Source organism: Bacillus sp. MT94 (genome assembly GCF_058792475.1).
Window position 1 is genome coordinate 676,560 of record NZ_JBXAEZ010000002.1, and the last position, 13,120, is coordinate 689,679.

The 13,120-nt window shown below is 37.3% G+C and carries 11 protein-coding genes and 1 other annotated feature; of the genes, 2 read left to right on the forward strand and 9 right to left on the reverse strand.

Annotated features, from left to right (window positions below):
* Positions 1-72: 72 nt before the first annotated feature.
* Genes mnmA through cymR form a run of 3 tightly spaced genes read right to left on the reverse strand, consistent with a single transcriptional unit; the run spans position 73 to position 2,802 of the window.
* Entirely contained in the window at positions 73-1,188 is a 1,116-nt protein-coding gene (gene mnmA, locus AC1Q51_RS09260) for a tRNA 2-thiouridine(34) synthase MnmA (RefSeq protein ID WP_001038010.1), read from the reverse strand.
* Positions 1,189-1,204: 16 nt separating this feature from the next.
* Positions 1,205-2,350, reverse strand: a complete 1,146-nt coding sequence (locus AC1Q51_RS09265) for a cysteine desulfurase family protein (RefSeq protein WP_053563619.1) — start codon at positions 2,348-2,350, stop codon at positions 1,205-1,207.
* 35 nt (positions 2,351-2,385) lie between these two features.
* On the reverse strand, positions 2,386-2,802 hold the full coding sequence (gene cymR / locus AC1Q51_RS09270) for a cysteine metabolism transcriptional regulator CymR (RefSeq protein WP_000704116.1): 417 nt from the start codon (positions 2,800-2,802) through the stop codon (positions 2,386-2,388).
* Between the two features lie 293 nt (positions 2,803-3,095).
* Between cymR and AC1Q51_RS09275 the strand changes: the two genes are divergently transcribed.
* Complete coding sequence (locus tag AC1Q51_RS09275; protein WP_000812919.1) at positions 3,096-4,382, forward strand: replication-associated recombination protein A; 1,287 nt, start codon at positions 3,096-3,098, stop codon at positions 4,380-4,382.
* Positions 4,383-4,419: 37 nt separating this feature from the next.
* On the forward strand, positions 4,420-5,061 hold the full coding sequence (locus AC1Q51_RS09280; protein ID WP_000857709.1) for an RsfA family transcriptional regulator: 642 nt from the start codon (positions 4,420-4,422) through the stop codon (positions 5,059-5,061).
* A 578-nt stretch (positions 5,062-5,639) separates the two neighbouring features.
* Here AC1Q51_RS09280 and AC1Q51_RS09285 read toward each other — a convergent pair.
* The 6 genes from AC1Q51_RS09285 to relA form a co-directional block, all read right to left on the reverse strand.
* Entirely contained in the window at positions 5,640-6,407 is a 768-nt protein-coding gene (locus AC1Q51_RS09285) for a tRNA threonylcarbamoyladenosine dehydratase (protein WP_000903182.1), read from the reverse strand.
* 202 nt (positions 6,408-6,609) lie between these two features.
* Positions 6,610-8,385: an aspartate--tRNA ligase gene (gene aspS / locus AC1Q51_RS09290; RefSeq protein ID WP_492331469.1), complete on the reverse strand. Its 1,776-nt coding sequence runs from the start codon at positions 8,383-8,385 to the stop codon at positions 6,610-6,612.
* 12 nt (positions 8,386-8,397) lie between these two features.
* Complete coding sequence (gene hisS / locus AC1Q51_RS09295; protein ID WP_000027079.1) at positions 8,398-9,669, reverse strand: histidine--tRNA ligase; 1,272 nt, start codon at positions 9,667-9,669, stop codon at positions 8,398-8,400.
* 69 nt (positions 9,670-9,738) lie between these two features.
* Positions 9,739-9,969: a binding site (T-box leader), on the reverse strand.
* A gap of 54 nt (positions 9,970-10,023) precedes the next feature.
* Entirely contained in the window at positions 10,024-10,200 is a 177-nt protein-coding gene (locus AC1Q51_RS09300) for a hypothetical protein (RefSeq protein WP_001242605.1), read from the reverse strand.
* Between the two features lie 165 nt (positions 10,201-10,365).
* A complete protein-coding gene (locus AC1Q51_RS09305) occupies positions 10,366-10,806 on the reverse strand; it encodes a D-tyrosyl-tRNA(Tyr) deacylase (protein ID WP_001266965.1) in 441 nt (146 codons plus the stop codon).
* Positions 10,807-10,822: 16 nt separating this feature from the next.
* Positions 10,823-13,003, reverse strand: a complete 2,181-nt coding sequence (relA, locus tag AC1Q51_RS09310) for a GTP diphosphokinase (RefSeq protein WP_033695602.1) — start codon at positions 13,001-13,003, stop codon at positions 10,823-10,825.
* Positions 13,004-13,120: the final 117 nt, after the last annotated feature.

Genomic DNA, 13,120 nt, shown 5'->3' on the forward strand with positions numbered 1-13,120 from the left:
ATTTTCCAAGCGAACGAAAATTCGCTTTATGTAAAAGAAACCTCTAACCGCTAATCGGCAGAGGCTTCTCATTTATCCTAAATAATCCAATTTCTTACCACTACGGTATACTTCATCAATTGTAGCACCGCCTAAGCACTCATCTCCATCATAGAAAACGACTGCTTGTCCTGGTGTAATTGCACGAATTGGCTCATCACAAAGAATACGAACTGTATTTTCATCAACGATTTGAACCGTTACTTTATTGTCTTCTTGACGATAACGGAATTTCGCCGTGCACTTAAATTCTGTTTCTTTTTCTTTGTTACTTACCCATCCTACATTCGTAGCAATAACTTCATCACCATATAGAAGTTCGTTATGGAATCCTTGATCAACATATAAAATGTTTTCTTTTAGATTTTTTCCAACAGCAAACCATGGATCACCATTACCACCAATTCCAAGACCATGACGTTGTCCAATTGTATAATACATTAAACCGTCATGCTTCCCTTTCACTTCACCAGATAATGTTTGCATTACACCTGGTTGTGCTGGTAAGTAGTTACTTAAGAAATCTTTAAAGTTACGCTCACCAATGAAGCAAATACCTGTACTATCTTTTTTCGCCGCTGTCGCTAAGCCAGCTTCTTTCGCCATTTCACGAATTTGTGGTTTCTTCAGTTCACCTAACGGGAACATTGTTTTTGATAATTGCTCTTGGCTTAATTGATTTAAGAAGTATGTTTGATCTTTATTGTCATCAACGCCGCGAAGCATTTTATATTCGCCGTCCATATAAGCAACGCGTGCATAATGACCTGTTGCTACATAATCGGCACCAAGCGCAATTGCATGCTCTAAAAATGCTTTAAATTTAATTTCTTTATTACACATTACATCTGGGTTTGGTGTACGACCAGCTCGGTACTCATCTAAGAAGTACGTAAATACTTTATCCCAGTATTGTTTTTCAAAGTTTACTGCATAATACGGAATACCAATTTGGTTACACACTTCAATTACATCATTGTAATCTTCTGTTGCTGTGCAGACACCATTCTCATCTGTATCATCCCAGTTTTTCATAAAAATTCCGATTACATCATAACCTTGCTCTTTTAATAAAAGTGCTGCTACAGATGAATCGACGCCACCGGACATTCCGATGACAACGCGTGTTTCGTGAGGTAGTTTGTTCATCATGTCACCTCCCATGCTAATTTTGTGTTAATCGCTTCACGATTTTCACTGTTTCGTACGCCGCTTTTTCAATTTGCTCTTTCGTATTTCCAAGTCCAAAACTAAAGCGTACGGATGAACGTATTTGATCGGAGTCTTTTCCAAACATCGCTACTAATACATGTGATGGATCAATCGAACCAGCTGTACAAGCAGAACCACTTGATACTGCAATGCCAGCTAGGTCTAAGTTCACAAGAAACGGTTCAATGTTCATTCCTGTAAAACTTACATTAAGTACATGCGGTAAGCGATGTTCTAAGTTTCCGTTTACCTCGAAAGTAATGCCTTCATTTTTGAAGACAGATACCATTATATCTTTAAACTCTTCATATTGGGCATTTTTTTGCTCACGAGTTTTTTCAGCTATAAGAATTGCATGCTGAAGCCCAGCAATACTAGGCACATTTTCCGTACCAGCACGGCGTTTTCTTTCTTGCTCTCCGCCTATTAATAACGGCTCAAATTTCACATTTGCACCAGCGAATAAGAACCCTACACCTTTTGGCCCATTAATTTTATGAGCTGAAATTGATAATAAATCAATACCAAACTCTTTCACATTAATTTCTACTAAACCGTAAGCTTGTACCGCATCTGTATGGAAATAAGCTTGATGCTCTTTTAGCAGCTTTCCTATTTCCACAATTGGTTGCATTGTCCCTACTTCATTATTCCCAAACATAATAGATACAAGAATCGTCTCTTCTGTTAATGCCTTTTGTATGTCAGAAACTTGAATGCGTCCTGTTTCATCGACAGGTAAATATGTCACTTCAAACCCTTCACGCTCTAACAATTCGCACGTATGCAAAATCGCATGATGTTCAATTTGCGTCGTTATTATGTGGTTACCTTTATGACGGTTCGCACGTGCTACACCTATAAGCGCTAAATTATCAGCTTCTGTACCACCACTCGTAAATATAATTTCATTCGGATTCGCATGAATGCTGCGTGCACACACTCGTCTCGCCCCATCTACTGTGTGACGAGTTTGACGTCCATAAAAGTGAATACTAGACGGGTTCCCGAATATTTCTGTCATATATGGAATCATCTTTTCGACCACTTCTGGGTGAGTCGGAGATGTCGCAGCATGATCTAAGTAAATGCGTTCCATTAAATCTCCTTCTTTCCAAATCGTTTCACAAGGAATTAAATGTAAAACATATAGCCCCCGTGATTTTCTTCCTCATAACGTACTAAATCTTCTAACGTTGTACTATCTAACACTTCTTGCACCGCATCACGAACACGCATCCATAACTGGCGCTGTGCTGGCTCTTCTTCTTCTATCATTTCTACAACACTAATCGGTCCCTCTAATACACGGATTACATCCCCAGCTGTAATGTTAGCCGGTTGATCAGATAATACATATCCGCCATATGCCCCGCGCGTACTCTTTACAAGACGAGCGTTACGAAGTGGTGAAATTAATTGCTCTAAGTAATGCTCGGATAAGTCATGCGCCTGCGCAATTGATTTTAATGAAATCGGACCTTCACCAAACTTTTTCGCAAGATCAATCATAATTGTTAAGCCATAGCGGCCTTTTGTTGAAATCTTCATCTATTTTGCACCTCTTTTCAAATTTTCACTTCTATTGGTTATATCTTATTTATAAAAAGTACACAATTTAAAATCCTATGAAATTATAGCATAATATAGTATTATAAGAAATTTCAACTTGTGTATCAAAATGATAACATAAAATCACATTGAAAAACTCGGGAATTATTACAATTGAAAGAAAAATGAAAATATTCTTCTTCATTTTTCCCATAAAACAGCATCCTATTTCAAATTTCGTAGAAAAAAATGATACGATAGAACGAGATTATATATTAAGGGAGACGGTCTAAATGAAACAACCACTCGCACATCGAATGCGCCCTACAAATATTCAAGAAATTATTGGGCAACAACATTTAGTTGGTGAAGGAAAGATTTTATGGCGAATGGTCCAAGCAAATCATTTTCAATCTATGATTTTATACGGTCCTCCAGGTACAGGAAAAACATCCATTGCCAGTGCAATTGCAGGAAGTACCGGTACCCCGTTTCGTCTATTAAACGCTGTTACTCACAATAAAAAAGATATGGAAGTTGTCGTACAAGAAGCAAAGATGCATCGACACCTCGTTTTAATTCTAGATGAAGTTCACCGTCTAGATAAAGCAAAGCAAGACTTTCTATTACCTCACTTAGAAAGCGGACTTCTTACTTTAATTGGTGCAACGACAAGTAATCCATTCCATGCAATAAACTCCGCTATTCGAAGCAGGTGTCAAATTTTCGAATTACACGCACTAACAGAAGATGATATTTTAATTGGGTTAAAAAGAGCTTTAGAAGATAAAGAAAAAGGCCTTGGAGAATATGCTGTAACGGTAACAGATGAAGCACTACATCATTTTGCAAATGCCTCTGGTGGTGATATGCGTTCCGCTTATAACGCACTTGAACTTGCTGTATTATCTAGCTTTACTACAGACGATCAAGCGGCTGAAATCACACTCGAGATTGCAGAAGAATGCTTACAAAAGAAGAGCTTCGTTCACGACAAAGGCGGCGATGCTCATTATGACGTATTATCAGCATTTCAAAAATCAGTACGCGGAAGTGATGTAAATGCAGCGCTCCATTATTTAGCACGCCTTATTGAAGCAGGTGATTTACAAAGTATTGGCAGACGCCTTCTTATTATGGCTTATGAAGATATTGGACTTGCTAGCCCACAAGCTGGACCGCGTACACTAGCTGCAATTGAATCAGCTGAACGAGTTGGATTCCCAGAAGCACGCATCCCACTTGCAAATGCCGTTATAGAGCTATGCTTATCACCAAAATCAAATTCAGCTTATAAAGCACTTGATGCTGCATTACACGATTTACGCAACGGTCAAACAGGTGACATTCCAAGCCATTTAAAAGATAGTCATTACAAAGGCGCAGAATCACTCGGAAGAGGCATTGGATATTTATATCCACACGACCATCCAAATGGCTGGGTAAGGCAACAATACTTACCTGATAAAATAAAAAACAAGCAATATTATAAACCGAAAACGACAGGGAAATTTGAGCAAGCACTTTCTACTGTTTATGAAAGATTACAAACTTCGAATAAAACGAAAAATAAAGGGTAACATAAACGAAAACGTCACCATTATGGAGGCTTCGCTTATGAAAACACGTCAAGATGCATGGACAAAAGAAGATGATCTCCTTTTAGCAGAAACTGTTTTGCGACATATTCGCAGCGGAAGTACACAAATAAAAGCGTTTGATGAAGTTGGCGACGCTTTAAACCGCACTTCCGCAGCTTGTGGTTTTAGATGGAATGCTGAAGTAAGACCGAATTACGAAGATGCGGTGCAGCTTGCAAAAAAACAACGTAAAGAATTAAAACGTTCTGAAGCTAATATAGAAAAAGATCGGTTCACGAAAACGAAACAACTCGTAATTGACGCCGATTTTTCAGAAGATATTACGCCAAGTAAACAAGATCTTACAATGCAAAATGTCATCTCATTTTTACAAAATTTAGAACATAACAATCCTTCACTTGCAAAGTTGCAAACTGAAAATGATGTATTACAAGCTCAGCTCACTTCTCTGCAAAAAACGAATCATGAACTTGAAACGAAATTAGCGGTACTCACAAAAAAACAACAAGCAATCGAAGAAGATTACGCGATGCTTGTTCGAATTATGGATCGCGCTCGAAAACTTGTTTCGGTTGAAGAACAAGAAGAACAGATTGCTCCCATTTTCAAGACAGATCAAAATGGAAATTTAGATATTATATATTCTGCAGAGAATTAAAAACAAGGATGTCACTTTTTTGACTAAGTGACATCCTTGTTTATTTTCGGTAAACCATATATATATACATGTCGGTAAATAAATTTATATCAACGATTTTTCGAATATATCTATTGTAACTTGCAATATATCAACGGTTTTTCGAATATATCTATCACAACTTGCAATATATCAACGATTTTTCAAATATATCTATCACAACTTGCAATATATCAACGATTCAATAAAGGAGATCGATTTAATGACAAAGATTTACAATAACATTACTCCCTGTCATACAAGAAAACTCCTAAAACACATTGGATAATTTTTACTAAAATGTTATTATAACCATATACCTTTAAAGGGAGATGGTTGCTATTTCATTAATAATCTTCAAAATAACTCTTGGCCTTCTCGTCCTGACTTTAGCTCTTTTCACCATTAACAGTCTAAAAAAGACATCCGCCTATAAATCAGATAAATATGATTATTACTTACTAACCTTACTTACATTTGAACTAGTAGTGATGCAAATATCCATATTTCTTTAATACATATAAAAAAGCATATATCCAAAATGGATATATGCTTTTCTTTTATTCTTGCCCTACACGTTTCACTTCTACATTTTTAATACGTTCACGTACAACGTGACTTGCCATAATTAAGCCTGCCACAGATGGTACGAATGCATTTGATGAAGGCGGTAATTTCGCTTTACGAATTTTTGCATTCTCGTCTGGTACGATTTCTTTACGTACTTCTTCACGAATTACGATTGGGTTTTCGTCAGAGAAGACAACTTTTACACCTTTTTTAATACCCTCTTTACGAAGCTTCGTACGAATTACTTTCGCAATTGGATCTGTATGTGTTTTAGAAATGTCCGCAATACGGAAACGAGTTGGGTCCATTTTATTTGCTGCACCCATACATGAGATAATTTTAATTTTACGACGTAAACATTGTTTAATTAAATGGATTTTGAACGTAATCGTATCAGATGCATCCACTACGAAATCTAAACCGTGTTTAAAGAACTCTTCATATGTTTCATCTGTATAAAACATTTCTAATCCAATTACTTCACATTCCGGATTAATGTCTGCAATACGCTCTTTCATTAATTCTACTTTTGAACGTCCTACAGTAGATACTAAAGCGTGAATTTGACGGTTTACGTTTGTAATATCTACAACGTCTTTATCAACTAATACGAGACGTCCTACTCCAGAACGCGCTAACGCTTCAGCTGAAAATGAACCTACGCCGCCAATTCCTAAAATACCGACTGTACTATTTTTTAATATTTCAAGTCCTTCTTTACCGAAGGCTAATTCATTACGTGAAAATTGATGTAACATTCAGCTCTACACTCCTATTACAAAAATGGTCTACCATGTATTCTAGCGTTTTTCCGACTATTTGTATAGAAAAAGTTATAGAATTCCTAAAAATACATATTTCGATAATGAAAACATAGTGTAAACCGGGATTTTGTTTCTTCTTTTAATTATCCATTAAAAAAGTCTAGATGGTTATAGTATAACCATCTAGACCCTATTCTTACTTTTCTTCTTTTAAGCTTAATTTTAAGTTTAACTCTTCAAGCTGTGCTTCTGCAACTGGGCTTGGAGCTTCTGTTAATAAGCAGCTTGCGCTTGCTGTTTTTGGGAATGCAATTGTATCACGAAGGTTCGTACGGCCTGCAAGTAACATAACAAGACGATCTAAACCTAATGCGATTCCGCCGTGTGGTGGTGTACCGTATTCGAATGCTTCTAATAAGAATCCGAATTGCTCTTGCGCTTCTTCTTGTGAGAATCCAAGTGCTTTGAACATTTTTTCTTGTACGTCACGCTCGTAAATACGAAGTGATCCACCACCAAGCTCATAACCGTTTAATACAAGGTCATATGCTTGTGCACGTGCTTTTTCTGGCGCTGTTTCTAGTAGCTCAACGTCTTCACGGAATGGCATTGTGAATGGGTGATGAGCTGCGAAATAACGATTTGCATCTTCATCGTACTCAAGAAGTGGCCAATCAGTTACCCATAGGAAGTTAAATTTACTTTCATCAATTAACTCAAGCTCTTTACCTAGACGTAAACGAAGTGCGCCTAAGCTATCTGCAACAACGCTCTTCTTATCTGCTACGAATAGTAAGAAGTCGCCAGCAGTAGCTTCTAATGTACTCATTAACACGTTTGCATCTTCTTCACCGAAGAATTTCGCAATCGGTCCTTTTAAGCCGTCTTCTTCAACTTTAAGCCAAGCTAGACCTTTTGCACCGTATACTTTCACGAATTCAGTTAATGCATCGATGTCTTTACGAGAGTATTTACTTGCAGCACCTTTTGCATTAATTGCTTTTACTTGTCCGCCGCTTTCTACAGCACTTGTAAACACTTTAAAGCCACAACCTGCTGCAAACTCAGATAAGTCTGTTAGTTCCATTTCAAAGCGTGTATCTGGCTTATCAGAACCGTAGCGAGCCATTGCATCAGCATATTTCATACGAGGGAATGGTGCACTAACTTCTACACCTTTTGCATCCTTCATAACTTTCGTCATCATACGCTCCATCATTTCTAAAATCTCATCTTGTGTTAAGAATGAAGCTTCAATATCGATTTGCGTGAATTCTGGTTGACGATCTGCACGTAAATCTTCGTCACGGAAACAACGTGCTACTTGATAGTAACGCTCAAATCCGCCGACCATAAGAAGCTGTTTAAATAACTGTGGTGACTGTGGTAATGCATAGAATTCACCGTCATGTACACGACTTGGTACTAAATAGTCACGAGCTCCTTCTGGCGTACTTTTCGTTAAAATTGGTGTTTCTACTTCTAAGAACTCTTCTGTATCTAAGAAGTTACGAATTGTTTTTGTTACGTCGTGACGCATTTTGAATGTGTTGAACATTACAGGACGACGTAAGTCTAAATAACGATATTTTAAACGCACATCTTCTGATGCATCTGTATCATCAGCAATAATAATTGGTGTTGTTTTCGCTGCATTTAGTACATTTACTTTTGTTGCTTGTACTTCAATACGACCAGTTGCCATATTGTCATTAATTGCGCCTTCACCACGTTCAACAACTGTACCTTCTATGTGTAATACGTATTCGCTACGAATTGTTTCTGCTACTTCTAACGCTTCTTTTGATGTTTCTGGGTTAAATACAACTTGTACGATACCTGTACGGTCACGTAAATCGATAAAGATTAATCCACCTAAGTCACGGCGTTTTTGTACCCAACCTTTTAATTGAACTGTTTGTCCAACAGCTTCTACTGTTACTTTTCCACATGCATGTGTTCTTTCAGCCACTGTAAGTTCCCCCTATATTAATTTCTCTGCTACGTATGAAGCAAATACATCTAACGCTACTTCTTCTTGTTCACCTGTTGCCATATCTTTTAAGTTAATGATGCCTTTATCTAGCTCATCTTCTCCTAATACAGCTACAAATTTCGCCTTTAGACGATCTGCTGATTTAAATTGTGCTTTCATTTTGCGATCTAAATAATCTTTTTCAACCGACAATCCAGCTTTACGAAGATCGAATGCCACTTTTGCAGCATGGTCTTTCGCTTTTTCACCAAGCGCTACAACGTAACAATCAATGCTATGTTCAAGTGGTAATTCAATGTTTTCAGCTTTTAGCGCCATAATTAAACGTTCAATACTCATTGCAAAACCGATACCTGGCATTTCTGGTCCACCGATTTCTTGTACAAGTCCGTTATAACGGCCACCACCGCTTAATGTAGTGATCGCACCGAAACCTTCTGCCTCACTCATAATTTCAAAAACAGTATGTTGATAGTAGTCTAAACCACGCACTAAGTTCGGATCTTTTTCAAATGGAACATCCATCATCGTTAATAGTTCTTGTACTTTGTCGTAGTATACTGCTGAATCTTCGTTTAAGTATTCTGTAATAGATGGAGCTGTTGCCATTAATTCATGGTTACGGTCCTTCTTACAGTCTAAAATTCGAAGTGGGTTCTTTTCTAAGCGAGATTGACAGTCAGAGCAGAATTCGCCGATACGTGGCTCAAAGTGTGCGATTAATGCATCACGGTGTGCTTGACGACTCGCTGCGTCACCTAAACTGTTTAATACAACTTTAATATTTTTTAAGCCCATGCCGCGGTAAAATTCAACAGCAAGTGCAATTACTTCTGCATCAATTGCAGGGTCATTACTGCCGATTGCTTCGATACCGAATTGTACGAATTGACGATAGCGACCTGCTTGTGGTCTTTCATAACGGAACATTTGACCGATATAGTATAATTTCGTTGGTTGTGTTGCATCACCAAACATTTTATTTTCAACGTAAGAACGTACAACAGGTGCAGTACCTTCTGGACGTAATGTTAAGCTACGCTCTCCACGATCTTGGAATGAGTACATTTCTTTTTGTACGATATCTGTCGTATCACCAACACCGCGTAAAAATAGCTCAGTGTGCTCAAAAATTGGTGTACGAATTTCTTTATAATTGTAACGACGGCAAATTTCGCGTGCTTGCCCTTCGATATACTGCCATAACTCAACAGTGCCTGGAAGAATATCTTGCGTTCCGCGTGGGATTTGAATAGACATATTCAGTTCCTCCTCAAATTGTTTTAATCTTAATAAAAATAAAAAAACTCCCGCCTCTACTGTTTAAACAGTAGGGACGAGAGTATTATACCCGTGGTGCCACCCTAATTGAAGCACGTATGCTTCCACTTTTTTAATAACGCTTAAATATGCGTTCATCCCTACTAAGCATATATGCCGTTCAAGTTGAAACCTCTAGAGTGTCATTCAATCAGTCATCATGCAGAAATGTTTTCAGCCTAAGACATTCCTTCTCTTTCCATGTGTATCTCATTTACTCTTCTCTATCAACGGTTATATTCATATGTAAATATAAAATTACTATACGTTTGTTAAGTAGGATTGTCAAGTGCTCTAAGAACGTTCAATCTGCTTCTTTAAACGCTTTACATCTTGAAGAGAAATCCCAAACTCGGAAGCAAGCTCCATTGAAGTATTATTTTGCTCTTTTGAAATAAAATCATGAAAATTCACGTTAAACAGTTGATTTGCACCATTTGTAACAGAATGCCCTTTTTCATTCATACGCATACGTATATCCCTCACATTCAATATGGATGTTTTACTTTTTATTGTTCCATATTGATGAGAGAGTTATACATAACCGAAACTGCTATTGATTCCAAATAAATGAACAAAACATACAACAATGTATAAAAAAGAGAGGATTATATAACCCTCTCTTTTTTATCAACACTATTTACTTTCTACAATTAAGGTCACCGGACCATCATTGATTAAAGAAACGTCCATCATTGCTCCGAACTTCCCTGTTTCCACATGCAATCCTTGTTTGCGAACTTCTTCATTAAAGAAATCGTATAAACGCTCTGCGTAGTCAGGTTTCGCAGCATCCATAAAGTTTGGACGTCTTCCCTTGCGACAATCTCCGTATAATGTAAATTGCGAAATAGATAGAACTTGTCCTTCTACATCAAGTACAGAATGATTCATCTTTCCGCTCTCATCTTCAAAAATACGTAAGTTTGCAATTTTTTCCGCAATATAAGTTGCATCTTTTTCTGTATCTTCATGCGTAATGCCAACTAGTAATGTTAAACCGAACGGAATTTGTCCTACGATCTCACCGTCTACTGTGACAGACGCTTTCTTTGATCGTTGTAAAACAACTCTCATCTTTCTACACTCCCTATTAATGCATCATGCGTCGTACTGCATAAATTTCTGGAACGCGTTTAATGCGTTCTACTACTTTTTTCAAGTGTTGTAAGTTACGAATCGAGATTGACATATTAATTGTTGCCATTTTATTACGGTCACTTCTACCAGAAACAGCTGAAATATACGTTTTCGTCTCTGTAACAGCTTGCAGTACTTCATTTAATAAACCACGGCGATCGTAACCCGAAATTTCAATATCAACGTTATACTCAATTTCTTTTTCAGGGCTACCTTCCCACTCTACTTCTAATAAACGTTCTACAGCTTCTTCTGTATGAACGTTTACACAATCACGGCGGTGAATCGATACACCTCGGCCTTTCGTAATATATCCAACGATATCATCGCCTGGAACTGGGTTACAGCATTTCGATAAACGGATTAATAAATTATCAGCACCGCTTACCTTTACACCAGAATCCCATTTTCGAATTTTCATCGGTTTACGAACTTCTTTAACTTCAACAATTTCTTCTTCGCGTTGTTTGCGGAACTTGTCCGTTAGTCGCGTAACAATTTGCGAAGCTGTAATTCCGCTATATCCAACTGCTGCAAACATATCTTCTTCATTTGCAAAGTTAAATTTCTCAGCGACGCGTTTTAAGTTATCAGGCGCTAATACTTCTTTCATCTCATACTCTAGACCACGTACTTCCTTTTCAACAAGTTCACGGCCTTTTTCAATATTTTCGTCTCTACGTTGTTTCTTAAAGAATTGACGAATTTTATTTTTCGCATGAGATGTTTGAGCAAGTTTTACCCAATCTTGACTTGGGCCATATGAATGTTTCGACGTTAAAATTTCAATGATGTCGCCTGTTTTTAATTTATAATCCAACGTCACCATTTTACCGTTTACTTTTGCACCAATTGTTTTATTCCCAATTTCCGAATGGACACGATACGCGAAATCAATCGGAACCGATCCAAGTGGTAATTCCATTACATCGCCTTTCGGTGTAAAGACGAATACCATGTCAGAAAATAAATCAATTTTTAATGACTCCATAAATTCTTCTGCATTAGAAGCTTCATTTTGCCATTCTAGTATTTGACGGAACCATGTGAGTTTCTTCTCTAATGTACCTGTTGTTTCTGCTGTTTTTCCTTCTTTGTACGCCCAGTGTGCCGCGATCCCGAATTCTGCAATTTCGTGCATTTCTTTCGTACGAATTTGCACTTCAAGTGGATCACCTTTTGGTCCAATTACAGTCGTATGAAGAGATTGATATAGATTTGCTTTTGGCATTGCAATATAATCTTTAAAACGACCTGGCATCGGCTTCCAGCACGTATGAATAATTCCAAGCACCGCATAACAATCTTTAATACTATTTACAACGACACGTACAGCTAATAAATCGTAAATTTCATTGAACTGCTTATTTTGCAGTGCCATTTTACGATAAATACTGTAAATATGTTTCGGTCTTCCAGAAATCTCAGGTTGAATTGCAACTTCTTTTAATTTCTCACGAATACCAGTCATTACTTCGTCTAAGTATTCTTCACGTTCTGCACGTTTACGCTTCATTAAATTTACAATACGATAATATTGTTGGGGATTTAAATAGCGAAGTGACGTATCCTCTAGCTCCCATTTAATAGTACTAATTCCGAGTCTATGTGCTAAAGGTGCAAAGATTTCTAACGTTTCATTCGCTATGCGACGCTGCTTCTCTTGAGGCAAATGTTTCAATGTACGCATGTTATGAAGACGATCAGCTAGTTTAATTAAAATAACTCGAATGTCTTGAGCCATTGCAATAAACATTTTGCGATGGTTTTCTGCTTGTTGTTGTTCGTGAGATTTATATTTAATCTTCCCAAGCTTTGTAACACCATCAACAAGCATAGCAATTTCTTTGTTAAATTCCCGTTCAATATCTTCTAACGTAATCTCTGTATCTTCCACTACATCATGTAAGAAACCTGCTGATACCGTAGCTGGATCCATGTGTAAATCAACTAAAATACCTGCAACTTGAATCGGATGAATAATATACGGTTCACCCGATTTTCTATATTGTTCGCTATGCGCATCACGTGCATATTCATAAGCACGTGCCACTAGCTCAATATCTTCATCCGCTAAATATTGACTTGCTTTCTCGAGTACCTGTTCAGCTGTTAGTACCTGCTCATTTGCCATCGAATCACCTTTTATTGAAAATTGACTTTATCTTTATTTAATAGAATAAATTATATTCTATCATTATAACCCAATGATTGTGAATTGTGAAAAGGAAAAGATTTTACTGACATTTCA